Source organism: Kitasatospora sp. NPDC050543, from assembly GCF_044457565.1.
Lineage (GTDB): Bacteria > Actinomycetota > Actinomycetes > Streptomycetales > Streptomycetaceae > Kitasatospora.
Genome location: NZ_JBITGZ010000001.1, coordinates 88,773 through 113,391, shown reverse-complemented (window position 1 = coordinate 113,391; position 24,619 = coordinate 88,773). Strand labels below are relative to the sequence as shown.

General features: G+C 72.8%; 18 protein-coding genes and 1 tRNA gene. 13 read left to right on the top strand and 6 right to left on the bottom strand.

All coding sequences use genetic code 11. The annotated features are described in order from the left end of the window. Window positions 1-63: 63 nt before the first annotated feature. Entirely contained in the window at window positions 64-306 is a 243-nt protein-coding gene (locus ACIBH3_RS00465; protein WP_396309601.1) for a hypothetical protein, read from the bottom strand. Window positions 307-317: 11 nt separating this feature from the next. After that, window positions 318-1,496 carry an anion permease gene (locus ACIBH3_RS00460; protein WP_396309600.1) on the bottom strand — a complete coding sequence of 393 codons (1,179 nt, stop codon included), beginning with the start codon at window positions 1,494-1,496 and terminating at the stop codon, window positions 318-320. 423 nt (window positions 1,497-1,919) lie between these two features. On the opposite strand from ACIBH3_RS00460, the gene ACIBH3_RS00455 reads away from it, so the two are divergent. Beyond that, window positions 1,920-3,485 carry an NlpC/P60 family protein gene (locus ACIBH3_RS00455; RefSeq protein WP_396309599.1) on the top strand — a complete coding sequence of 522 codons (1,566 nt, stop codon included), beginning with the start codon at window positions 1,920-1,922 and terminating at the stop codon, window positions 3,483-3,485. Between the two features lie 34 nt (window positions 3,486-3,519). Here ACIBH3_RS00455 and ACIBH3_RS00450 read toward each other — a convergent pair whose 3' ends face one another. Together ACIBH3_RS00450 and ACIBH3_RS00445 are read right to left on the bottom strand one after the other, a co-directional pair. Continuing rightward, a complete protein-coding gene (locus ACIBH3_RS00450) occupies window positions 3,520-3,948 on the bottom strand; it encodes a chloride channel protein (protein ID WP_396309935.1) in 429 nt (142 codons plus the stop codon). 272 nt (window positions 3,949-4,220) lie between these two features. Further along, complete coding sequence (locus ACIBH3_RS00445; RefSeq protein WP_396309598.1) at window positions 4,221-6,515, bottom strand: FdhF/YdeP family oxidoreductase; 2,295 nt, start codon at window positions 6,513-6,515, stop codon at window positions 4,221-4,223. 139 nt (window positions 6,516-6,654) lie between these two features. Between ACIBH3_RS00445 and ACIBH3_RS00440 the strand changes: the two genes are divergently transcribed. The 3 genes from ACIBH3_RS00440 (at window position 6,655) to ACIBH3_RS00430 (ending at window position 10,060) form a co-directional block, all read left to right on the top strand. Beyond that, entirely contained in the window at window positions 6,655-7,653 is a 999-nt protein-coding gene (locus ACIBH3_RS00440; RefSeq protein WP_396309597.1) for a hypothetical protein, read from the top strand. Between the two features lie 83 nt (window positions 7,654-7,736). After that, window positions 7,737-8,990, top strand: coding sequence for a protein kinase (locus ACIBH3_RS00435; protein WP_396309596.1), 1,254 nt, complete (start codon window positions 7,737-7,739; stop codon window positions 8,988-8,990). A gap of 218 nt (window positions 8,991-9,208) precedes the next feature. After that, entirely contained in the window at window positions 9,209-10,060 is an 852-nt protein-coding gene (locus tag ACIBH3_RS00430) for a fumarylacetoacetate hydrolase family protein (protein WP_396309595.1), read from the top strand. Between the two features lie 135 nt (window positions 10,061-10,195). Here the strand turns inward: ACIBH3_RS00430 and ACIBH3_RS00425 are convergent, their stop codons facing one another. Continuing rightward, window positions 10,196-10,969, bottom strand: coding sequence for a TetR/AcrR family transcriptional regulator (locus tag ACIBH3_RS00425; protein ID WP_396309594.1), 774 nt, complete (start codon window positions 10,967-10,969; stop codon window positions 10,196-10,198). Window positions 10,970-11,242: 273 nt separating this feature from the next. Here ACIBH3_RS00425 and ACIBH3_RS00420 point away from each other — a divergent pair, with 273 nt between their 5' ends. The 3 genes from ACIBH3_RS00420 (at window position 11,243) to ACIBH3_RS00410 (ending at window position 15,823) form a co-directional block, all read left to right on the top strand. Next, on the top strand, window positions 11,243-12,946 hold the full coding sequence (locus ACIBH3_RS00420) for a DUF885 domain-containing protein (protein ID WP_396309593.1): 1,704 nt from the start codon (window positions 11,243-11,245) through the stop codon (window positions 12,944-12,946). A 329-nt stretch (window positions 12,947-13,275) separates the two neighbouring features. Continuing rightward, the gene (locus ACIBH3_RS00415) at window positions 13,276-14,715 is read left to right on the top strand and encodes an MFS transporter (RefSeq protein WP_396309592.1); all 1,440 of its coding nucleotides are present in this window, start codon (window positions 13,276-13,278) and stop codon (window positions 14,713-14,715) included. A 157-nt stretch (window positions 14,716-14,872) separates the two neighbouring features. Beyond that, entirely contained in the window at window positions 14,873-15,823 is a 951-nt protein-coding gene (locus ACIBH3_RS00410) for a trypsin-like serine peptidase (RefSeq protein ID WP_396309591.1), read from the top strand. 351 nt (window positions 15,824-16,174) lie between these two features. On the opposite strand, the gene ACIBH3_RS00405 is transcribed toward ACIBH3_RS00410, so the two are convergent. Next, window positions 16,175-16,246 (bottom strand) — tRNA-Arg (locus tag ACIBH3_RS00405). Between the two features lie 214 nt (window positions 16,247-16,460). Between ACIBH3_RS00405 and ACIBH3_RS00400 the strand changes: the two genes are divergently transcribed. From ACIBH3_RS00400 to thrB, 6 genes are all read left to right on the top strand, one after another. Next, window positions 16,461-16,910 (top strand): response regulator, encoded by a 450-nt coding sequence (locus tag ACIBH3_RS00400; RefSeq protein WP_396309934.1) that lies wholly within the window; start codon window positions 16,461-16,463, stop codon window positions 16,908-16,910. A 142-nt stretch (window positions 16,911-17,052) separates the two neighbouring features. After that, window positions 17,053-18,714, top strand: coding sequence for an arginine--tRNA ligase (gene argS / locus ACIBH3_RS00395; protein WP_396309590.1), 1,662 nt, complete (start codon window positions 17,053-17,055; stop codon window positions 18,712-18,714). A gap of 124 nt (window positions 18,715-18,838) precedes the next feature. Then, window positions 18,839-20,230 (top strand): diaminopimelate decarboxylase, encoded by a 1,392-nt coding sequence (gene lysA / locus ACIBH3_RS00390; protein ID WP_396309589.1) that lies wholly within the window; start codon window positions 18,839-18,841, stop codon window positions 20,228-20,230. 132 nt (window positions 20,231-20,362) lie between these two features. Further along, complete coding sequence (locus ACIBH3_RS00385) at window positions 20,363-21,655, top strand: homoserine dehydrogenase (RefSeq protein ID WP_396309588.1); 1,293 nt, start codon at window positions 20,363-20,365, stop codon at window positions 21,653-21,655. An 8-nt stretch (window positions 21,656-21,663) separates the two neighbouring features. Next, complete coding sequence (gene thrC / locus ACIBH3_RS00380; RefSeq protein ID WP_396309587.1) at window positions 21,664-22,752, top strand: threonine synthase; 1,089 nt, start codon at window positions 21,664-21,666, stop codon at window positions 22,750-22,752. A 397-nt stretch (window positions 22,753-23,149) separates the two neighbouring features. Continuing rightward, window positions 23,150-24,067 carry a homoserine kinase gene (gene thrB / locus ACIBH3_RS00375; RefSeq protein WP_396309586.1) on the top strand — a complete coding sequence of 306 codons (918 nt, stop codon included), beginning with the start codon at window positions 23,150-23,152 and terminating at the stop codon, window positions 24,065-24,067. The last annotated feature ends 552 nt before the right edge of the window (window positions 24,068-24,619 follow it).

The window sequence follows — 24,619 nt, the reverse complement described above, 5'->3', positions numbered from 1 at the left end:
GCAACGCGAAGGGCCCGGAGTGGTGATCCACTCCGGGCCCTTGTGCGTGGGTACGCCGGCCGGCTAACCGGCGATCAGCGTCAGCCCGTAGACCACGGCCGAGGCGCAGGCCGCGAAGCAGACGGTCGCGCCGGCCAGGGCCAGCGAGCCGCCGCCGGCGCCGGCCTCACCGGAGCGACGGGCCTCCAACGCCGCCTCGCGGCGGGACAGGGCCAGGATGCCGAGGGCGAAGACCGAGACCACCGCGACGGTGATGCCGAAGCTGAAGCCGGCGGTCTGGGCCAGGGCGTTCCACTTGATGTTCATGGGGTAGCTCCTCAGGCCGCGACGGTGGTCGAGGCGGGGGTGGGGACGACCGCGGGGGTGACGTCGACCGGGGTGACGTCGGCCGGGGTGACCTCGTTGACGTTGCCGGCGTGCACGGGCTGGCGGCGCGAGATGACGAACATCGCGCCGGAGCCGGCCACCAGCGCGGCACCGACCACGATGACGCCCCAGGTGCCCTGGTCCGCGACGAAGGCCGCGATACCGGCCACCGTGGCGGCGGCGGGCAGGGTCAGGCCCCAGGTGTAGACCATCCGGCGGGCCATGCTCCAGTTCAGCTTGCGCTGCGGGCCGCCGAGGCCGGCGCCCATGATGCCGCCGGAGCAGACCTGGGTGGTGGAGAGGCCGTAGCCCATGTGCGAGGAGGTCAGGATGACCGCGGCGGCCGCCGTCTCCGAGGAGAAGCCCTGCGGGGCCTTGATGTCGGCCAGGCCCTTGCCCATCGAGCGGATGATCCGCCAGCCGCCCATGTAGGTACCGAGCGCGATGGCGGCGCCGGCGCTGACGATCACCCAGGTGGGGGGCAGCGCGCCCTTGGGCAGGGCGCCGACCGAGACCAGGGTCAGGGTGATGATGCCCATGGTCTTCTGGGCGTCGTTGGTGCCGTGCGCCAGCGAGATCAGCGACGAGGAGGCGATCTGACCGGTCTTGAAGGCCTTGGTGGTGGTCTTCTCGTTGCCACGGTTGGTGATCGCGTACGCCAGCTTGGTGGCGCCCCAGGCGGCCAGGCCGGCCACGATCGGGGAGGCCACCGCCGGGATGAGGATCTTGGTGACGACGGTGTTGAAGTTCACGCCGTTCAGGCCGACACCGACGATGGTGGCGCCGATCAGGCCGCCGTACAGCGCGTGCGAGGAGCTGGAGGGCAGCCCGCGCAGCCAGGTCAGCAGATTCCACAGGATCGCCCCGACCAGCGCGGCGAAGATGATCGACGGGTGGATGCCCGCCTTCTCGTTGACGATGCCACCGGAGATGGTGGTGGCGACCTTCACGGACAGGAACGCGCCCGCGAAGTTGAGCACGGCCGCGATGGTGACCGCGACCTTCGGCCTGAGGGCTCCCGTCGCGATGGAGGTGGCCATCGCGTTGGCGGTGTCGTGGAACCCGTTGGTGAAGTCGAAGGCGAGCGCTGTGATGATCACAACGGCTACCAGGAACGAGATGTGTTCCATACCCAAACAATCGTCGTAGTTGTCGCACTGATGCTTGTGTCATCGGCGACGGTAGGGATGGTTGGTGAACGGAAGGTGAACGGGCCCAGGCGTTGCGGTTCCAGGGGTGTCCCAGGGGTTGCGAAGAGATTGTGAAAGCGTGGAGATCACCCTACTGAGCTGGCCTTTCGCACGGATCGTCCGGGTTCGCAGTGGTTTGCTGAGACCTGTCTCACAGTCAGCCGGTGCCGTCGGCTGAGAATTCACCGGCCGGTGCGGGCGCGCTCTGTCTGGTGTCCGCTTGGCATGGCAGGATCGACGGAGATCCGGGGGAGCCGGGGATCTGTCTAGGGTGGGGAAGGCGGGCCGATGGGCGGCGCTGTACGACGGGCCGACACGACTGGTGTGCGGCCGTGGGTACGGGCGGCACTGCGGTGCGGGGCGGTGGCCGCGCTGGCCCTGCCGCTGTCCGCGCAGGCCGCCTTCGCGGCTCCGGAGCCGGGTACGCGGCCCGCCGCGCCGACCGCGGCCCCGGGTGCGGATCCCCTGGCTGAGGCCAAGGCCACCCTGGGCCCGCTGCTGGACAAGCTGCACGAGCTCTACCGCGGCGTCGAGGCGGCCACCGAGCAATACAACGGCACCGCGGCCAAGCTCGCCGAGCAGCAGAGCGCGCTCGCGGACCTGCGCGCCCGGCTGGAGCGCCAGCAGAAGTCGGTGGACGCCGGCACCGACGTCGCCGCCCAGCTTGCGGCGGCCCAGTACCGCAACGGCGCCGCGTCCGCCTACGCCGAGCTGCTGCTCTCCAAGGACCCGTACGAGGCGGTCACCATCGCCGAGCTGCTGGCCGAGGCCAGCCGCTCCCAGTCGGCCTTCCTGGACCGGCTCAAGGCGGACCGCCTCGCGCTGACCGAGCTCCAGGGCCGCACCGAGAGCGCACTCAAGGACTCCCAGGCGCTGATGGCCCAGCAGGACACCGCCAAGGCCGGGGTGGCCAAGGAGCTGGCCGGTGTCGAGCAGCTGGTCGCCTCGCTCACCGGGGCCCAGCGCACCGAGCTGGAGAAGCTGGAGAAGGTCCAGGCGGACCAGGCCCAGCTGGCCTTCCTGGCCTCCGGCGCGCTCGGCCAGGGCGAGCGGACGCCCTCGGCGGCCGGGCGGGCCGCGGTGGCGTACGCGCTGGCTCAGCTCGGCAAGGACTACCTCTGGGGCGGCACCGGGCCGGACGTCTTCGACTGCTCGGGCCTGACCTCGCAGGCCTGGCTGCACGCCGGGCGGCCGATCCCGCGCACCAGCCAGGAGCAGTGGGCCCAGCTCCAGCACGTGCCGCTGAACCAGATGCGCCCGGGCGACCTGGTCATCTACTACGAGGGCGCCACGCACGTCGCCATGTACATCGGTGGCGGGCTGGTCGTGCAGGCGCCGCGTACCGGTGCGCAGATCAAGGTGTCGCCGATCGGTGCGATGCCGATCCTCGGCGCCGTCCGGCCCGACCCGGAGACCGCGTCGGACGACAAGGGCGGGGCCTGGAAGGTCCCGGACCTCCCGGCGGGCTGGGACTCGGTGACGAAGATCGCGCCCACGCCGCCGGCCCAGCTGCCGGTGGTCCCGCCGTCCGCCGGCGCGCCGGTCACGGCGCCGACCGCCACCCCGGTGGACCCGGCCACCGGCTCGCCCACCGGTACGCCGTCGGGTACGCCGTCCGGGACGCCCGAGGGCGGTACGCCGACGCCCGGGGCCACGCCCTCCGGGCCGGCCACGGGTACCCAGACGCCGACGGGCACCCCGTCCGGCACGGGCACCCCGTCCGGCACCGGTACGCCGTCCGGCACGGGTACGCCGTCCGGCACCGGCACGCCGGCCCAGACTCCCTCGGGTACGGCGACCACCCCGGCCACCGGCGAGCCGACCGGCACCGGATCCGGCTCCCCGTCCTCCCCGTCGTCCTCCACCGCCTCCACGGCGGCGCGTCCGGCCTCGCCGTCGGCGGGCTCCTCGACGCCCAGCCGGGACTGAGCCCGGCCCTGACCGCCAGGCGCCCCGGCCCCGCTCAGGCGGCGGCCGGGGTCGGTGTCGGGGCGGCCCGGCGGATCAGCATCTCCGGCCGTCCGGTGACCAGTAGCCAGGCGGGCAGCGCCGCCACGATCAGCATCGGCAGCAGGGCGTAGTCCGGCACGATGATCGCGGCGGCGAACAGGCTGAGCCAGCCCTGACGGGTGACGGCGAGCAGGAGGCCCAGGATCGAGCAGGTCACCGCGAGGGCGGGCGGTACGGACGGGATCGCGGCGTTCACCGCGAAGCCCAGCGCGGCCCCGGCGAACACCGAGGGGAAGATCCGGCCGCCGCGGAATCCGCAGGCCGCCGCCACCAGCAGCGCCAGCAGCTTGATCAGGCAGAGCCCGAGCAGGTTCCAGCCGCTGCGGGTGGTGTACTCGCCGGCCAGTTCCTTGAGCTGGTCCAGGCCCTTGAAGAGGGTCAGCGGGCTTCTCCAGTTGCCCGGCCAGCCGGCTGATGCCGATCAGGATCAGGCTGGAGAGGATGCCGACCAGGATCGCCGGGGCGACCAGCGGGATGAGCGTGCGGGCCGGAGTGTGGGGCGCAGCTGCGGACACTCCGTTAGGTCAGTGGCAAATCGGACAATGGCCCGCGCTGCCCCGCCGGGTCCCGTCGGCCGCCCGTTGCCACCCGTCGTCCCGAAGCTGCCCGTCGTCCCGAAGTCGCCCGCCGTCCCCCGCGCCGCCCGCCGCCTTGTCAGCTCCCGTTCGCCGCCAGTCCGCTGTCCGGCTCGAAGCGGATCACCACGGCCTTGGAGGTCGGGGTGTTGCTGATGTCGGCGGTGGAGTCCAGCGGCACCAGCACGTTGGTCTCCGGGTAGTACGCGGCCGCGCCGCCTCTGGCCACCGGGTAGTGCACCACCTGGAAGTGCGGGGCCCGCCGCTTCACGCCGTCCCGCCATTCGCTCACCAGGTCGACGTACGACCCCTCGGTCAGGCCCAGCTCCGCCGCGTCCTGGGGGTTCACCATGACCACCCGGCGGCCGCCGCTGATGCCCCGGTAGCGGTCGTCCAGGCCGTAGATCGTGGTGTTGTACTGGTCGTGCGAGCGCAGCGTCTGGAGCAGCAGCCGGCCCGCGGGGACCTCGGGCGCGGTCAGTGGGTTGACGGTGAAGTTGGCCTTCCCGGTCGCGGTGGGGAACGTCCGGCTGTCGCGCGGGCCGTGCGGCAGGGCGAAGCCGCCGGGCCGGCGGACCTTCTCGTTGAAGTCGTCGAAGCCCGGCACGACCCGGGCGATCCGGTCACGCACGGTGTCGTAGTCCCGGGCGAAGTCCTCCCACGGGACACCGTCCTGCGGCCCGAGGGCGGTGCGGGCCAGCCGGGAGACGATCGCGACCTCGGAGAGCAGCCCGGGCGCCGGGGGGCGCAGCCCGCCCCGCGACGAATGCACCATGCCCATCGAGTCCTCGACGCTGACGAACTGGGCGCCGGCGGGCGTCACGTCCCGGTCGGTGCGGCCGAGGGTGGGCAGGATCAGTGCCCGGGCACCCGTCACCACGTGCGAGCGGTTGAGCTTGGTGGACACGTGCACGGTGAGCCGACAGCGGCGCATCGCGGCCTCGGTCACCTCGGTGTCGGGGGTCGCGGCCACGAAGTTGCCGCCCATCGCGAAGAACACCTTGACCCGGCCGTCGCGCATCGCGCGGATGGTGTCCACCGAGTCCAGGCCGTGGTGGCGCGGCGGCTCGAAGTCGAACTCCCGGCCCAGTGCGTCCAGGAAGGCGGTGGACGGGCGCTCGAAGATGCCCATCGTGCGGTCGCCCTGGACGTTGCTGTGCCCGCGTACCGGGCAGACCCCGGCACCGGGGCGGCCGACGTTGCCGCGCAGCAGCAGGAAGTTGACCACCTCGCGGATGGTCGGCACCGCGTGCTTGTGCTGGGTCAGGCCCATCGCCCAGCAGACGATGATCTTCTGCGAGGCCAGCACCAGCCGGGCCAGCTCCTCGATCTGCTCGTACGGCAGGCCGGTCGCGGCGAGTACGGCCTCGCGGTCGGTGGCCTCGGCCTCGGCGGCGAACTCCTCGAAGCCGAGGCAGTGCTCGGCGATGAAGCCGTGGTCGACGGCGTCCGCGCGCAGGATCAGCTGGTTGAGGGCGCGGAAGAGCGCGAGGTCGCCGCCGAGCCGGATCTGCAGGAAGAGGTCGGTCAGCTTGGTGCCGTGGCCGACCAGGCCGCGGGCGTTCTGCGGGTTCTTGAAGCGTTCGAGGCCGGCCTCGGGCAGCGGGTTGACGCTGACGATCTTCGCGCCGGCCCGCTTGGCCCGCTCCAGCGCGGAGAGCATCCGGGGGTGGTTCGTGCCCGGGTTCTGGCCCGCCACGATGATCAGATCGGCCTGGTACAGGTCCTTGAGACTGACGCTGCCCTTGCCCACGCCGAGCGTCTCCACCAGTGCCGAGCCGGAGGACTCGTGGCACATGTTGGAGCAGTCCGGCAGGTTGTTGGTGCCCAGCCGGCGGGCGAACAGCTGGTACGCGAAGGCGGCCTCGTTGCTGGTGCGGCCGGAGGTGTAGAACGCGGCGCCGTCCGGGCTCTCCAGTGCCCCGAGCTCCTCGGCGACGATGTCGAACGCGCGGTCCCAGGAGACCGGTACGTAGTGGGTGGCGCCCTCGTCCAGCAACATCGGCTCGGTGAGGCGGCCCTGCTGGCCGAGCCAGTAGCCGGAGCGGTCGGCCAGCTGCTCGACGGAGTGCTCGGCGAAGAACGCGGCGGTGATCCGCCGCTCGGTGGCCTCCTCGGCGACGGCCTTGGCGCCGTTCTCACAGAACTCCGCGGCGTGCGTCTTGCCGGGCTCGGGCCAGGCGCAGCCGGGGCAGTCGAAGCCGTCGGGCTGGTTGACCTTGCGCAGGGTGGCCAGGGTGCGGCGGGCGCCCATCTGCTCGGTGGCCATCCGCAGGCTGTGGCCGACGGCCGGCAGCCCGGCCGCCGCGTGCTGGGGCGCGGACACCCTGGGGGCGTCCTGCACCGGGTCGCTCTGCGGGGCCTGCTTGGCCATGACCGCCACCTCCGGCTCGTGCGGGCCGCTCCGTCGCCTGCCCTGGCATCCATCCTCGCACTGCCGGGGGGCCTCCCCGCTGCGGGGCCGGGCCGCACCGGCAGAATGAGCGCAGCAGCCCACGCGGAGGAGTCGCCAGATGTCGCTCGACGCAGCCGTCCCGGTGCCGCCACCCGGGGAGTTCGGTCCGCCGCCCCCGCCGGAGCCGCCGTCCGGGCCGCCGACGGCCCCGGCCGCAGCCACGCCTCCCGTGCCCCCCGCTCCGCCGTCCGTCGCTCCTCCCGCGCCCGCCGTCGCGCCCGCCGCTCCGTCGGCCGCTCCGCCCGCCGGTCCCGCCGGGCCCGTGGCCGGGGCGCGGGAGCGGCTGCTCGGGCAGCGGCGGGCCGCCGCCGCCGCGCCGAGCCCGGGTGACGCGGCGGTGCTGCTGGAGACCCTCGCCCGGGAGGCGACCGCCGAGCTCGGCCGCTACGACCGGGACACCCTGGTTACCTGGCGCGAGCTGGCCTGGTACCGCGACGCCGCCGGGGACCACGTGGGTGCCGTCCACCTCCTCCAGCAGCTGGTCCTGGACATGGCGCAGGCCCTGGGCGCGGCCGACCCGGACACCCTGCACGCCCGCTTCGACCTGGCCTGCGCCACCGGCAACGCGGGCGGCTCACAGGCCGCGGTCCAGCAGCTGTACGGGCTGATCCCGCAGTTGGCGGCCACCCTGGGCCCGTACGACGCCCGGGTGCTCAAGGCGCAGCACGACCTGGCCCTGCACATCGCCAACACCGGCGACCGGGCGGGCGCCCTGCACCAGCTGCGGCAGCTGGTGCCGCTGGTGCAGCAGACCCTGGGGGAGGCGCATCCGCTGCTGTCCGAGGTGCGGCTGGACCTCGGCCGCTACGCGGAGCTGTGGGGGCTGACCAAGGAGGGCCGCGGCGCCGGGCTCACCTGGGTGGAGGCGGTGGCGTTCGTCCACCGGCTGCTGGTGTGGGACTTCGACACCGACCAGGAGGCCGACGCCTGTCTGCGGGAGCTGGAACGCCGCACCGGTGTGCCCGGTCTGCTGGACCGGGTGATGCTGGCGCCCGACCATCTGACGGCCGAGCAGGTGGCGCTGGCGGCGCTGGGCGCACCGCCGCCGGGCTACTGAGGGCAGGGCCGGCGCCAGGTACCGGTCCCGCCGTCCGCCGCTAGGGTGAACACCGTTCGGAATCGGCGGACTTGGGGGCGGTCATGAACGCGGGAGACATGCTGGACGGGCGTTACCGGCTGGACCGGGAGCTCGGCCGGGGCGGCTTCGGGGTGGTCTGGCAGGCGTTCGACACCAAGGTGGGCCGCCCGGTCGCGGTGAAGGTGATCTCCGAGGAGAAGGCCGCCGACGAGCGCGAGGTCCGGCGCTTCGTCAGCGAGGCCCGTACGGTCGGCGGCCTCAACAACCGGCACATCGTCACCCTGCACGACCTGGGCGAGGTGCGGCACGGCGGATTCTCCACGCACTACCTGGTGATGGAGCTGGTCCGGGGCCGGCCGCTGTCCGCCGTGCTGAGGGACGGCGTGCCCGAGCCCGAGGCCGCGCTGGAGTGGGCCGAGCAGGTCTGCTCGGCGCTGGAGGCCGCCCACGGCGCCCGGGTGGTGCACCGGGACATCAAGCCCGAGAACATCATGATCACCGACGACGGCGAGGCGAAGGTGCTGGACTTCGGCATCGCCCGGCTGGAGACCCAGTCGGCCGGGCTGACCAGCACCGGCAGCGTGATCGGCAGCCCGCACTACCTCTCGCCCGAGCGGTGGACGGGCGGCGCGGTGGACGGCCGGGCCGACCTGTACGCGCTGGGCTGCGTCCTCTACCAGCTGAGCACCGGCCGCCGTCCCTTCATGGCGCAGTCGGCCGCCGCACTGATGTACCACCATCTGCACGAGCGGCCCGAGCGGCCGCACACCGCCGACCCGGCGTTGGCGGCCCTCATCCTGCAACTGCTCGCCAAGGACCCGGCCGACCGTCCGGTGGACGCCGCCGAGGTCCGGCGCAGGCTCGCGGCGATCCGCCTGCAGGGCCCGCAGGCGCCCGGTCCGGGGGCTGCCCGTCCTGGGGCCGCCGGTCCGCAGGCGCCCGGTCCGAGCCCCGATGAACTGCGGGAGCGCGCCGACCGGGCCTGGGCGCAGGGCGCGGACGGCCGGCCCGCCGAGGCGGTACGCCTGCTGCGCGAGCTGATCCCCGACCTGGCGCGCGCGTGCGGGCCGGCCGACCCGCGTACCCTGCGGACCTGCCACGACCTCGCGCTCTGGCTGGCCCGCGCCGGTGACCTGGCCGCCGCCGTCGCCCTGCTGCGCGAGCTCGGCCCGGCCCTGGCCGCCGACCCCGAGGCCCGCGCCGACGCCGAACGCGACCTCGCCCGGCACGAACGCGAGCTCGCCCGGCTGGGCCCCGGCGGCAGCGCGCCGCTGCCCCTGGCCACCGTGCTGCGGGGTGCCCCCGCCCAGGCCTGACGCCCGCGCGAGCGCGTACGTCCGAGGTCTGCGGCGGGGTTGTCAACCGTACGGGCAGCTGATTCGGGCCCTGGCGGCCCTGTATGAATTGATAGGAATTCGCCCATCCCGCCTCCCTGGTTCGCAGGTGGAAAGCGTTGATATACCTCGGATGCATAGACCGGGGGAGGTGTGCGGCCTCCCCGGTGAGATGCGACGAACCAGGTGGTGACGGTCATATGAAGCTCCTCCGTGTCGGCCGACCCGGCGCTGAGCGCCCGGTCGTACTGGGCCAGGACGGCACCGCGTACGACCTCTCGGGCCGGACCCGCGACATCGACGGCGCGTTCCTCGCCGGGCTCGACCCGGCCGAGCTGGCCCGGGCGGTGGCCGCCGGCGACCTGCCGGTGACCGACGTCGCCGGGCAGCGGCTCGGCGCGCCGGTGACGCGCCCGGGCAAGGTGGTCGGCATCGGCCTCAACTACCGGGACCACGCCGCCGAGGCCGGCGCCCAGCTCCCCGACGAGCCGGTGGTCTTCCTCAAACCCGGCAACACCGTGGTGGGCGCCTACGACGAGGTCCTGGTGCCCCGCGGCAGCGAGAAGACCGACTACGAGGCCGAGCTTGCCATCGTGATCGGCCGGACCGGCCGCTACCTGGAGACCCACCGGGACGCGGCGGCCGTCATCGCCGGCTACACGGTGGCCAACGACGTCACCGAGCGGGCCTTCCAGTTCGAACGCGGCGGCCAGTGGGACAAGGGCAAGTCCGCCGAGACCTTCACCCCGCTCGGGCCCTGGCTGGTCACCGCGGACGAGGTCGCGGACCCGCAGCGGCTGCCGCTGCGGCTGTGGGTGAACGGCGCCCTGCGGCAGAACGGCTCCACCGCCGACATGGTCTTCCCGGTGCTGGAGATCGTCCGCTACCTGACCCACTTCATGGTGCTGGAGCCCGGCGACGTGATCATCACCGGCACCCCGGCGGGCGTCACCCTCGGCCACCCGGGCACGCCGTTCCTCCAGCCCGGCGACATCGTCGAGGTGGAGATCGACGGTCTCGGCCGCCAGCGCCAGGTGATCGGCAAGGCCTGACCGCGTCCCTGACCCTCGCACGCACGAGACCCCGACCCCGGGCACGGGGGTCGGGACCGCGCCTACCGGACCGGCGCCCGTCCGGACCGGCACGCGACACGAATCAGCGCGCGGCGGCCCCGACGCGCAGCGGCCTCAGCGCACGACGGGCTGCGCGGCCAGCAGCGCCCGCAGCCGCTCCACCAGCGCCGGCGCGGGCCCGTCCGGCTCCTCCAGCGCGAGCAGCCCGGCCAGCACCTGCGCCGTCTGCGGATCATGCACCGCCGTCGCCGCGCTCATCGCGACGAACTGGTCCACCAGCCAGTCCCGCAGCTCGGCCGGCGGGATCTGCCGGCCCTCGTCCAGCCAGCTCAGCGACGCGCCCTCGACCACCGAGATCCACGACCGGACCAGCATCGTCAGCCGGGGCCCGGCCTGCCGCACCCCCAGATGCCGCAGCGTGCGCCGCAGCGCCGCCCGCCGCACCTCGTCCACGATCGCCGAGGTCCGCGCCGTCTCGACCACCGAACCACCGCGCAGCAGCGCCCCGTACCCGGCGTCGTGCTCGGCCACGAAGTCGAAGTAGCGGTCCAGGACGGCGGCCAGCTGCTCGGTCGGGCTGCCCTTCCGCGGCACGCTGAACCTGCTCGTCAGCTCGTCCGCCGCGCTGCGCAGCGCGGCCTCGTACAACTGCTGCTTGCCACCGGCGAAGTAGCGGTAGACCAGCGGGCGGGAGGCGCCGGCGGCCTCCGCCACGTCATCGAGGCTGACCTCCTCGGGCGGCCGGGCGGCGAACAGCTCCAGGGCCACCTCGATCAGTTGCTCGCGGCGTTGCTGCACCGGCAGCCGGCGGTACCCGCCGCGGCGGGGGCGGCCCTGGGGGGCGCTCGGCACACCGGGGGAGTTCTCGGACGCTGATCGGGCTTCCATGCTGGTCAGCGTAATGGCCGTCCCGCCGATTCGGCCCTGGTCTGCGGCGCCCCGTTGTGCTCCGGCGCCCGTCGGACGCGCTCGGGCGGCCCGCCGGCGCGGGCACCGGCGTGGGCCTCGGCGCACCGGCGCGGCAGCTGACGCGGACTCACCACGGCCCGCCGGCAAGCCCGGACGCCGCGCGCGAGGCCGGGGCCCCGGGCGGCCCACGTGCACCGGGTGAGCCTGGCCAAAGGGTCTTGCAATCGGCCCCGGCTGCGAAAGGATGTCCAAATGGTTGAAGAACTGATCAACTCTCACGAAGACGGCACCACCCCCCGCCGCATCGCGGACGGCTACGTCCGGGCCCTCGCCGAGCTCGACCCGCTGACCGCGGTGTACCTCGGACTCAATCCCGACGACGATCGTCTGCCCGACCTCTCGCCAGCCGGCGCCCGGGCGGTCGCCGGCCTCGCCCGCGACACCCTGGCCCGGCTCGACGCCCTCGCCCCGTCCGAGGACGAGGCGGAGCGCCGCTGCGCCCGGCTGCTGCGCGAGCGCCTCACCGCCGAACTCGCCGTCCACGACGCGGGCGAGCACTACCGCGCCGTGAGCAACCTGGGCTCGCCACTGCACAACGTGCGGGACATCCTCACGCTGTCCCCGGCCGACACCGAGCAGCAGTGGGAGCAGATCGGCCGCCGGCTGGCGCGGGTGCCGCAGGCGCTCGGCCAGTACCGCGCGACGCTGGAGGAGGGCATCGGGCGCGACCTGCTCTCCGGGCCCCGCCAGGTCGTCACGGTGCTCGGCCAGCTCGGCGAGTGGCTGGAGACGGGCACCCCGGGCGGCTGGTTCGGCGACTTCGTCCAGGACGCCCCCGAGTCGCTGCGCGCCGGGCTCGGCGAGGGCGCCCTCGCGGCCGCCGCGGCGCTCGCCGAGCTGCGCGACTGGCTGCGCGACGTGTACGCCGTGGCCGCCGCCGAGGCCCCGGACACCGCGGGCCGCGAACGCTACGCCCGCTGGGTGCGTTACTGGACCGGCGCGGACCTGGACCTGGACGAGGCGTACACCTGGGCCTGGCAGGAGTTCCGCGACCTGGACGCCCAGATGCGGGCCGAGGCCGACAAGGTGCTGCCGGGCGCCACCCCGATGGAGGCCATGAAGTGGCTGGAGACGCAGGGACCGGCCATCAAGGGCGCCGAGGCCACCCGTGAGTACCTCCAGGGCCTGATGGACCAGGCGATCAGCGATCTCCAGGGCACCCACTTCGACCTCGCCGAGCCCGTCACCCGGGTGGAGTCCAAGCTCGCCCCGGCCGGCAGCGCCGCCGCGCCGTACTACACCGCGCCGTCGCTGGACTTCGCCCGCCCCGGCCGGACCTGGCTCCCGGTGCTCGGCCGGGAGAGCTTCCCGGTCTGGGACCTGGTCTCCACCTGGTACCACGAGGGCGTGCCGGGCCACCACCTCCAGCTGGCGCAGTGGAACTACGTCGCGGACCGGCTGTCGACCTACCAGGTGAGCCTGGGCGGTGTGAGCGCCAACCTGGAGGGCTGGGCGCTGTACGCCGAGCGCCTGATGGACGAGCTGGGCTACCTCACCGACTCCGGTCACCGCCTCGGCTACCTCAATGCCCAGATGATGCGCGCGCTGCGGGTGATCGTGGACATCGGCATGCACGTCGGCCTGGACTTCCCCGCGGACTCGCCGTACCGGCCGGGCGAGCCGGTGCTGCCGGACGCCGCCCGGGAGTTCTTCGGTACCTACTGCGGGCTGCCCACGGAGGTGCTGGACAGCGAGCTGGTCCGCTACCTGGGCATGCCCGGCCAGGCGATCGGCTACAAGCTGGGCGAGCGCGCCTGGCTGCGCGGGCGTGCGGCGGCGAAGGCGGCGCACGAGGCGCGCGGCGAGGAGTTCGACCTCAAGGCCTGGCACATGGCGGCGCTCTCGCAGGGCTCGCTCGGACTGGACGACCTGGTCGAGGAACTCGGCGCGCTGTAGGCGGGCCGGCTGCACCCGACCGGGCGGCGCCGATGACCGAGGTACCAGTAGGGGGTACCCGCGAGAGTTCCGGTGCGGGGGTCCACGACGGGCCCCCGCACCGGTCGTCCCGGGTCCCAGAAGGCATCGGACTTTCGTCCTAATTCACCCTATTCAGTGACAATTTTCCTTGCCATTCGGGCGCCCGAGAGTTTCGCTGGAAGGCAACTGCGTGTCCTCTCCGAACTCCCCGGAAGGCCCTCCCAGTGTCTCCTCAAGCTTCTCGAAGCGATCAGTCGGCGGACACCCGCCGCTGGTGGGCGCTGGCAGTCATAGCCATCGCCCAGCTCATGATCGTCCTCGACATCACCATCGTGAACATCGCGCTCCCGTCGGCCCAGCAGGACCTGGGCATCTCGGATGCGGACCGGCAATGGGTGATCACCGCGTACACCCTGGCCTTCGGCGGCCTGCTGCTGCTCGGTGGCCGGCTGGGTGACCTCTTCGGCCGCAAACGCGTGTTCATCATCGGCCTGCTCGGCTTCGCCGCGGCCTCCGCGCTCGGCGGCGGGGCCCAGGGCCCCACGATGCTGTTCGCGGCCCGTGCCCTGCAGGGCGCCTTCGGTGCGCTGCTGGCCCCGTCGGCGCTGGGTCTGCTGTCCACCACGTTCTCCGATCCGCGGGAACGCAGTACCGCGTTCGGCATCTTCGGCGCGATCGCCGGCGGCGGCGCCGCGATCGGCCTCATCTCCGGCGGCCTGCTGACCGAGTACCTGAACTGGCGCTGGTGCCTGTTCGTCAACACGCCGATCGCCATCGTGACAGCCATCGCCGCTTCCTACGTGCTGACCGCCGACCACATCGCCAAAGGCCGCCGGGTCAAGCTCGACCTGCCGGGCGCGTTCCTCGGCTGCGGCGGTCTGCTCGCCATCGTGTACGGCACCTCCGAGGCCGTGAACCGGGGCTGGGGCGACTGGCTGGTGCTGGGCTCGCTGTTGCTCGGCGTCGCCATGCTGGCCCTCTTCGTCCTGGTGGAGAAGCGGACCGAGCACGCGCTGCTGCCGCTGCACATCGTCGGCGAGCGCAACCGTGGCGGCGGCGCCCTGTCGGTGGGCCTGGCCATGATCGGACTGTTCGGCCTGTTCCTGTTCCTCACCTACTACCTGCAGGTGATCAAGGGCTACTCGCCGGTGCTGACCGGCGTCTCCTTCCTGCCGATGACGGGCGCCATCGTGCTGGCCTCGACCGGCATCGCGGCCCGGCTGATGACCAGGGTGCCGTCCCGGAACCTGATCACCCCCGGCCTGCTGCTGGCGGCCGGCGGCATGGCCTGGCTGACCCAGATGCAGGTCGACAGCCCGTACGTGACCATGGTGCTCCCGGCCGAACTGCTGCTCGGCTTCGGTATGGGCATGGTCTTCATGCCCTCGATGAGCCTGGCCACCCTGAACGTGCCACCGAACGAGGCGGGCGCGGCCTCGGCCACCATCAACTCCGCCCAGCAGGTCGGCGGATCGTTCGGCACGGCGCTGCTGAACACCATCGCGGCCAGCGCCACGGCCAGCTTCCTGGCGACCCGGATCGCCTCCGATCCGAGCGTCCAGGCCCAGGGCGCCGTCCACGGCTACGTGGTGGCCACCTGGGTGGCGATGGGCATCCTGCTCTGCGCGGCCCTGATCGCCTTCCTGATGATCAACCACCGGCCGGCCCCGGGCGAGGCCACCGGTGAAGGCGCCCCGGCGACCGCGGCGGGCGCCGAGGCGGCGGCCGCACGCCAGCGCGCGTCCTGACCGGGAGCTCGGCGACCGCGAACACGTACGTCCCAGGGCTGGGAGGCGGATTCTCATCCGCCTCCCAGCCCGCTATCACGGCTCTCCAAGATCCCCGGCCGATAGTCGGACGGGTCCGCACCGACGTACCGACCCCCGGGCAGGAGCCGAGCAGCGTATGGGTCAACACTCCCGCCACCGCACCCCGCGACGCCGCATCATCGGGCCGACCCTGCTCACCTCCTGCACGGCCGTCGCGGTCGCGCTGGTTTTGGCGGGCGCGCACACCATCACCTCGCAGAGTGCCGCGGCCAGCAGTGCCCGGCCGGCCGCCGCGCCGCCGGCAGACCCCGCGCCGTCCCCGCCGGTCCCGTCCCCCTCCCCGGCTGCCCCGACCTCCCAGGCTTCGCCCGCCTCCCCGGCGTCGCCGGCTTCGCCCGCCTCCCCGGCCTCCCCCGCGCGGTCCTCCTCGGACGCCGTGCTCGGCACCACCGCCGCCGCCCCCGCCGACGCGCAATCCGCCAAGGTCGGCGCCCTGTTCGACGGTGCAGTCGCGGCCGGGAACCACTTCTGCACGGCCAGCGTGGTGCACAGTCCCACCCGCAATCTGCTGCTCACCGGCGCCCACTGCCTGAGCACCACCACCGGCGTCAGCTTCGTCCCCGGCTACCGCGACGGCAGTGCCCCGTACGGCGCCTGGAAGGTCACCGCGATCCACACCGCGGCCGGCTGGCGGAGCGATCAGGACGAGGACGAGGACTTCGCCATCCTGGAGGTCGCCGACAACGACGGCCGCCGGATAGAGGACGTGGTCGGTGCCAACGACCTCGGCACCGAGCAGGGCTTCACGGCCCGGGTACAGCTCTACGGCTACCCCAACGCGAGCGAGAGCCCGCTGCTCTGCACCAACGCCACCACCCGTCAGAGCACCTACCAGCGCCGGATCGACTGCCCCTCCTACCCGGGCGGCACCAGCGGCGGCCCCTGGATCAGCACCGACACCGGCGACGTCGTCGGCCTGATCGGTGGCTACGAGCAGGGCGGCGACACCCCCGACACCTCCTACACCGCCTACTTCGACCACACCATCACGGCCCTCTACGCCGCCGCCGTCGCCGCCGCGTCCTGACCGGGCACCCCCGGCCACCGCCCCAGCCGGCGTGGTAAGTCGGCCGAGCCGACTTTCCACTCCACGCCACCTGCCTGCGGATCCGTCGCGACCGTCAACGGTGGGCGATGCGCGGGGTGCTGCCCTCGCCCCACGACGTGGCGCCGGCGCGTCGCCGTCCTGCTCCGAGGAGTGGGCCCGGCGGGCCGTTCACGTGAGGGGGGCTCAGGTCCGCCGTCGGCGGGGCGCGCCCGCTGCGTCCGGCTCATCCGCCGGGGCCGGCGACTGCCGTGGTGGGCCCGGGACATGACGAAGGCCCAGCTTGGCGGTGGTGATCCGCTGAGCTGGGCCTCATCGGCACTTCCTGCGAAGTGCCCCCGGCAGGATTCGAACCTGCGCACCCGCCTCCGGAGGGCGGTGCTCTATCCCCTGAGCTACGGGGGCCTGCTGTCGTCGCGGTCTTGCTGCGACGTGGAGAACATTACCAGGCCGTGGGCCCGGTCCGTGCACGGGTTTTGGCGAAGGGCGCGGCGGGCGGCGTGACCGGTCGCGCGGGTGGTGGCGTGGCGGGTGGGGCGGTGGCGGGCCGTCCGGGTGGAAGTGCCGAAAGGCCGGACGGGGCGGTGGGCGCGCGGCTACCCTCGGTGAGGTGTCTGGAGTGTCCGGGCGGGTCCTCGTGGTGGACGACAGCGAGGTGATCCGCCAGCTGATCAGAGTCAACCTGGAGCTCGAGGGCTTCGAGGTGGTGACTGCCGCCGACGGCGCCGAATGCCTTGAGGTGGTCCGCCGGGTGGATCCGGACGTGGTGACCCTCGATGTGGTGATGCCGCGCCTGGACGGCCTGCGGACGGCGGCCCGGCTGCGCGCCGCGCCCCTGACGAGCCGGCTGCCCATCGCGATAGTCAGCGCCTGCACGCCCGCGGACCTCCACCGCGGCGAGTCGGTGGGCGTGGACGGCTACCTGGGCAAGCCCTTCGATCCGTCGGATCTGGTCGCCCTGGTGCACCGGCTGATGGCGCTGAGCGTCGCCGGCCGGGCCGGCGGCTTCGCGTACGGCTTCGGCGAGAGCGGCGGAGAGTTCCGCTCTCAGCGAACAGAGTGGGGTTGACGCCCACCGGCGGCGGTGGTGCGAATGTCAACGGTGTGCCGGTGGGGTGCAGAGGTGCAGCCGTGCGTGCGGCGTGGGCGCGGCGTCTCAACGGGTAAACCGGGTGGCGGCCGGGTCCCCCCTCTCGCCTACGCTTGGCGTCGTGACACCCGCAGAGCTTTCCCAGGCAGTCCAGGCCGCAGTGAGCGCCGTCGTAGAGGCGGGCGAGCTGACCGTCGCCGTGCCCGAGCACGTGACGATCGAGCGGCCCAAGAACAGGGACCACGGCGACTACGCCACCAACGTGGCCCTCCAGCTCGCGAAGCCGGCCGGCAAGCCGCCGCGAGCCGTGGCCGAGCTGGTGGCCGCGCGCCTGCGAGAGCTGCCCGGCGTCGCCAAGGTGGACATCGCCGGCCCGGGCTTCATGAACATCACGCTGGACGCCGCCACCCAGGGCGCGCTGGCCCGGGCCATCGTCGAGGCGGGCGCCGCGTACGGCCGCAACGACGCACTCAAGGGCCTGAAGATCAACCTGGAGTTCGTGTCGGCCAATCCGACCGGCCCGATCCACATCGGCGGCGTCCGCTGGGCGGCCGTCGGCGACTCCCTCGCCCGGGTGCTCAAGGCCACCGGCGCCGATGTCACCACCGAGTACTACCTCAACGACGCCGGCGTGCAGATCACCAAGTTCGCCGCCTCCCTGCAGGCCGCCGCGAACGGCCGGCCGGCCCCCGAGGACGGCTACGTCGGCGAGTACATCGTCGACATCGCCAAGGCGATCGTGAACGGCGTGCCGGGCGTGCTCGACCTGCCCGTCGACGAGCAGCTCCAGGCCTTCCGCACGGAAGGCCTCAAGCTGATGGTCGCCGAGATCCAGCGCTCGATGTCCGAGTTCGGAACGCACTTCGACACCTGGTTCTCCGAGAAGACGCTGCACGACTCCGGCGCGATCGGAAAGGCGATCGAGCGGCTGCGCGAGCAGGGCCACGTCTTCGAGCAGGACGGCGCGATCTGGCTGCGCACCACCGACTTCGGTGACGACAAGGACCGCGTCCTGGTCAAGGCCGACGGCGAGAAGACGTACTTCGCCGCCGACGCCGCGTACTACCTCAGCAAGCGGGACCGCGGCAGCGAGGTCTCGGTCTACATGCTCGGCGCGGACCACCACGGCTACGTCAACCGGCTGAAGGCCATCTCGGCCTGCGCCGGCGACGACATGGACCGCAACATCGAGGTGAAGATCGGCCAGTTCGTGAAGATGCTTCGCGACGGCGAAGAGGTCCGCATGTCCAAGCGGGCCGGCAACATCATCACGATCGACGACGTCGTCGACTGGATCGGCGTGGACGCCGCCCGCTACACGCTGGCGCGGTCCTCCACGGACTCCACGATCACGCTCGACATCAACGTGCTGACCAGCCAGACCAACGAGAACCCGGTCTTCTACGTCCAGTACGCGCACACCCGGATGTGCGGTGTGGCCCGTAAGGCGAAGGAGCTGGGCGTCGACAAGGGCTCGGCCGAGGACTTCAAGCCTGAGCTGCTCGCCACCCAGTGGGAGAGCGACATGCTCGGCGCGCTCGGTGAGTTCCCGCGCATCCTGGCCAAGGCCGGCCAGCTGCGCGAGCCGCACCACGTGGCGCGCTACCTGGAGGACCTGGCCGGCGTGTACCACCGGCTCTACGACAACTGCATGTTCCTGCCCAAGGGCGACGAGGAGATGACGGACACGCACCGTGCCCGTCTCTGGCTGGTGGAGGCCGCGCAGACGGTCATCGCCAACGGCCTCACGCTGCTCGGTGTGACAGCGCCCGAGCGGATGTAGCCGCCCCGACGTGCCTGCGGGGCGGTGACGGTCGGCAGCCGACCGTCACCGCCCCTTTCCATAGAGTCCGGTCCGAGAATCCGGAAGAGCCCGACAGCCCGAGAGTCCGGAAGAGGAAGAGGAAATGAGCCGCTCCGCACACCCCGCAGGCCCCCGCCACGGCGACGTGCTGCCAGAGGGCCACTACCAGGCCCCGCCGAGCGACCTGAACGCCCTCGACCCGAAGGTCTGGTCCCGCACGGTGGCCCGGGACGCCGACGGCGTGGCGACGGTCGGCGGGCTCGACGTCAGGCACCTGGCGCGGGAGTTCGGCACCCCGGCGTACCTGCTGGACGAGGAGGACTTCCGGGCCCGCGCCCGCGCCTGGCGGGACGCCTTCGGCACCGACGCGGACGTGTACTACGCGGGCAAGGCGTTCCTCTCCAAAGCCGTTGTGCGCTGGCTGCACGAGGAGGGCCTGAACCTGGACGTGTGCAGCCCGGGTGAGCTGGCCGTGGCGCTCGCCGCCGGGATGCCGGCCGGGCGGATCGCGCTGCACGGCAACAACAAGTCCGCGGACGAGCTGGAGCAGGCCGTGAAGGCCGGCGTCGGGCACATCGTGGTCGACTCCTACGGGGAGATCGCCCGGCTCGGGGCCATCGCGGCCGGCCAGGGCGTACGCCAGCCGGTGCTGATCCGGGTCACGGTCGGGGTCGAGGCGCACACCCACGAGTTCATCGCGACGGCGCACGAGGACCAGAAGTTCGGTCTCTCGCTGAGCGGCGGTTCGGCCGCCGAGGCCGTCCGCCGGGTGCTCGCCCAGCCGGGCCTGGAGCTGCGCGGCATCCACTCGCACATCGGCTCGCAGATCTTCGACATGGCGGGCTTCGAGGTCGCGGCCCGCCGGGTGGTCTCCCTGCTGTCCCAGGTCCGCGACGAGCACGGCGTCGAGCTACCCGAGATCGACCTCGGCGGCGGCCTGGGCATCGCCTACACCAGCGAGGACGACCCGTGCGAACCGGCCGAGATCGCGGCCGCGCTGGCCGAGATCGTGCGCCGTGAGTGCGCCGCGGCCGACCTGCGCGCGCCGCGGATCTCGGTCGAGCCGGGCCGGGCGATCGTCGGCCCGACGGCGTTCACGCTCTACGAGGTCGGCACCATCAAGGCGCTGGAGGGCCTGCGTACGTACGTCAGCGTCGACGGCGGGATGTCGGACAACATCCGCACCGCACTGTACGACGCCGAGTACTCGGTCGCGCTGGTCTCGCGTACCAGTGAGGCGGAGCCGATGCTGGTACGTGTGGTCGGCAAGCACTGCGAGTCCGGTGACATCGTGGTGCGGGACGCCTTCCTGCCCGCCGACCTGGCACCGGGCGACCTGATCGCGGTGCCGGCCACCGGGGCGTACTGCCGCTCGATGGCCAGCAACTACAACCACGCCCTCAAGCCCCCGGTGGTCGCCGTCCGCGACGGCGCGGCCCGGGTGATCGTCCGGCGCGAGACGGAAGAGGATCTCCTGCGTCTCGATATCGGATGACGAAATCCTTGTCTCAGATCATGGAACGACCGTAGATCCGTACGGAAAGTCCCGGAGACTGGTACAGACCGAAGCTTTCGGCCTCCCAGGAAGGGCCGGCCGGAAATCACGAAGAATGCAGAGCGGAGTCGGATGATGCGTACGCGGCCGCTGAAGGTGGCGTTGCTGGGCTGTGGTGTGGTGGGCTCCGAGGTGGCGCGCATCATGACGACAGACGCCGCCGACCTCGCCGCGCGCATCGGCGCGCCGGTCGAGCTCGTCGGCATCGCCGTCCGCCGGGCCGGCCGGGCCCGGGCGGGGGTGCCCGAGCACCTGCTGACCACCGACGCCGAGGCCCTGGTCAACCGGGGTGACATCGACGTCGTCATCGAGGTGGTGGGCGGCATCGAGCCGTCCAAGCACCTGATCCTGTCGGCCTTCCGGCAGGGGGCCTCGGTGGTCAGCGCCAACAAGGCGCTGCTCGCCCAGGACGGCACCGAACTGCACCGGGCGGCCGCGGCCGCCGGTGTGGACCTGTACTACGAGGCCGCGGTGGCCGGCGCGATCCCGCTGATCCGCCCGCTGCGCGAGTCCCTCGCGGGTGACAAGGTCAACCGGGTGCTCGGCATCGTCAACGGCACCACCAACTTCATCCTCGACAAGATGGACTCCACCGGCGCCGGGTACTCCGAGGCGCTTGAGGAGGCCACCGCGCTCGGCTACGCCGAGGCCGACCCGACGGCCGACGTCGAGGGCTTCGACGCCGCCGCCAAGGCCGCGATCCTGGCGGGCATCGCCTTCCACACCGAGGTCACCGCCGCGGACGTCTACCGCGAGGGCCTGACCGAGGTGACCGCCGCCGACATCGCCTCCGCCAAGCAGATGGGCTGCGTGGTCAAGCTGCTGGCGATCTGCGAGCGGGCGGCGGACGGCGAGTCCGTCACCGCCCGGGTGCACCCGGCGATGATCCCGCTGACGCACCCGCTGGCCTCCGTCCGCGAGGCGTACAACGCGGTGTTCGTCGAGGCCGAGGCGGCCGGCCGGCTGATGTTCTACGGCCCGGGCGCCGGCGGCGCGCCGACCGCCTCCGCGGTGCTCGGCGACCTGGTCGCGGTCTGCCGCAACAAGCTCGCGGGCGCCACCGGCCCCGGCGACTCGGTGTACACCCAGCTCCCGGCCAAGCCGATGGACGAGGTGGTCACCCGCTACCACGTCAGCCTGGACGTGGACGACCGCGCGGGGGTGCTCGCCCAGGTGGCGTCCACCTTCGCCGAGCACGGAGTGTCCATCGACACCGTGCGCCAGCAGGGCCGTGACGGCGACGCCTCGCTCGTCGTGGTCACCCACCGCGCCACCGACGCCGCGCTGTCGGCGACGGTCGACAAGCTCCGTGCGCTCGACAGCGTGCGGGACGTGGCCAGCATCATGCGGGTTGAAGGGGAGTAGGAAGCACCATGAACGCCGTGATCTCCAGAGCCGGGCACACCCACCAGTGGCGCGGCCTCATCGAGGAGTACCGCGACCGGCTGCCGGTCAGCGACACGACCCCCGTGGTCACCCTGCTGGAGGGCGGCACGCCGCTCGTCCCGGCGCAGCTGCTCTCCGAGCGCACCGGCTGTGAGGTGTACCTGAAGGTCGAGGGCGCCAACCCGACCGGGTCCTTCAAGGACCGCGGCATGACGATGGCGATCTCCAAGGCCAAGGAGGACGGCGCCCAGGCCGTCATCTGCGCCTCCACCGGCAACACCTCGGCCTCGGCCGCCGCGTACGCGGTGCGCGCCGGCATGGTCTCGGCCGTGCTGGTGCCGCAGGGCAAGATCGCGCTCGGCAAGATGGGCCAGGCGCTGGTGCACGGCGCGAAGATCCTGCAGGTGGACGGGAACTTCGACGACTGCCTCACTCTTGCGCGTGAACTGTCCGAGAAGTACCCGGTGGCGCTGGTCAACTCGGTGAACCCGGTGCGGATCGAGGGCCAGAAGACCGCCGCCTTCGAGATCGTGGACATGCTGGGCGACGCCCCCGACATCCACGTCCTGCCGGTCGGCAACGCGGGCAACATCACCGCGTACTGGAAGGGGTACCGCGAGTACGCCGCCGACGGGCTCTCCTCGCGCACACCGCGGATGTGGGGCTTCCAGGCCTCCGGCTCGGCGCCGATCGTGGACGGCCACCCGGTGCTCAAGCCGCAGACCATCGCGACCGCGATCCGGATCGGCAACCCGGCCTCCTGGGACTTCGCGATCGCCGCGCGGGACGAGTCCGGCGGCCTCATCGACAAGGTGACGGACCGTCAGATTCTCTCGGCGTACCGGCTGTTGGCCTCCGGGGAGGGCGTCTTCGTGGAGCCCGCCTCGGCCGCCGGCGTGGCCGGCCTGCTGGCCAAGGCGGAGGCCGGTCTGGTCGACCCGGGCCAGCGGATCGTCTGCACGGTGACCGGCAACGGCCTCAAGGACCCGGACTGGGCGGTGGCGGGCGCCCCGCAGCCGCACGTCGTACCGATCGACGCCGAGGCCGCGGCGCACCGGCTCGGCCTGCTGGACTGACGCCTTCCGGCCGGTGATCCGATGGTGGGCCAACCCTTTCGGGGGTTGGCCCACCGCCGTTCCGAATTGACACTTTGGTGTCAATTCCCGGCCCGATTTCGTCGCCATTCCCCCGTGAATTCCGGCCAGAAGCGGCAACACACCAGATCGGGATGGCACGGGGTGTACCACTGTTGAACCTCTCTTCGATACTCTGGGTCCGGCCGTGTGGCACATGCCCCGGGCCCTGTCCGTCCCGGGGCCGCGCCATCGCCGGCCCGCGTTCGACGTGGTCGCCCCACCCGGCGCCCGCCGTACCCCACCACCCGTGACACGCCGCGCCCCGCGCGACATCCCACCCTCTGCGATGACGCGCCCCGCGCGATCGCGCACCTCATTCCTCAGGAGAGTCCACCGCATGGCCGGTCCCGCGTTCCGAGCCGCCGCCGTCCGGGTCCGGGTTCCCGCGACCAGCGCCAACCTGGGCCCCGGCTTCGACGCCTTCGGACTCGCCCTTGGCCTCTACGACGACGTCGTGGTCCGGGTCGCCGACTCCGGCCTCTCCGTCGACATCGCGGGTGAGGGCGCCGAGACCCTCGCGCGGGACGAGCGCCACCTGGTGGTCCGCTCGATGCGTGCGGCCTTCGACCGGCTCGGCGGCCAGCCGCGCGGCCTTGAGGTGGTCTGCGCCAACCGCATACCGCACGGCCGTGGCCTGGGCTCCTCGTCCGCCGCGATCTGCGCCGGCATCGTCGCGGCCCGCGCCGTCACCATCGGCGGCCCGTCCGCGCTGGACGACGACGCGCTGCTGGCCCTCGCCTCCGAGCTGGAGGGCCACCCGGACAACGTCGCAGCCTGCCTGCGCGGCAACTTCACCGTCGCGTGGACGGAGGAGGACCGCGCGAGGGCCGTCACGCTGGACCCGTCCGAGCACGTGGTGCCGGTGGTCTTCATCCCGTCCACCGAGGTGCTCACCGAGACCGCCCGGGGGCTGCTGCCCCGTACGGTGCCGCTGGCCGACGCGGCCGCCAACGCCGGCCGTGCCGCGCTGCTGGTCGAGGCCCTCACCCGGCGCCCCGAGCTGCTGCTCGCCGCCACCGAGGACCGGCTGCACCAGGACTACCGGGCGTCCGCCATGCCGGACAGCGCCGCGCTGGTGGGCGCGCTGCGCGCGGAGGGCGTCCCGGCCGTCATCTCGGGGGCGGGCCCGACCGTGCTCGCACTCGCCGACGAGGCCGGGGCGGACAAGCTGCTGCACTTCGCCGGCCCGGGCTTCGCCGCGCACCGGCTGGAACTCGACCGTGCCGGGGCCTCGGTGCTCCCGCTCGACGGCTGACCACGGGCATCGTCCGAGGTCGCAGGGGGGAGACCGGGCGGGAATGCAGGGACACGATTGGCAAGCGCAAGGCTGGGGAATGTCTGAGGGGGTAGGTAGTGTTAACCTCATTGCTGCACCAGGTGCCCTCCGGGGCTCGGTGCGCCGCGTCCCGATCCCAGCGCTCCGCTTCCGCGGAGTCAGGGCGATGCACGGGACCACGATTCTCCGGGAGCCCACCACAGCGCGTACGCAGCCTGCCTGCGCGATTGCGGCCGCATCCCGAAGCCGTGACGGCACCTGACTCCCACCCGCGGCCTCCAACCTGAGGCCCGGCCGGGCGGAGCACGGGCGACCGTCTCGCGACGGGGGCCCGGGATTCGCAGGCAGTGCGCCCCTCCTGCCCGACGACGGGCCAGGAGGGCGGGTCGGCACGAGACCGGCCCACGCGCCACCCAGCACCACCGTGCTTCAAGCACCGCACCTCGCAGCTCTCCCTCGGTTGGTACCGCCATTCGAGGGATCACCGCCTCGGACCCGCGCAGACGAGCGTTGGTCAGGACAGCACAACCG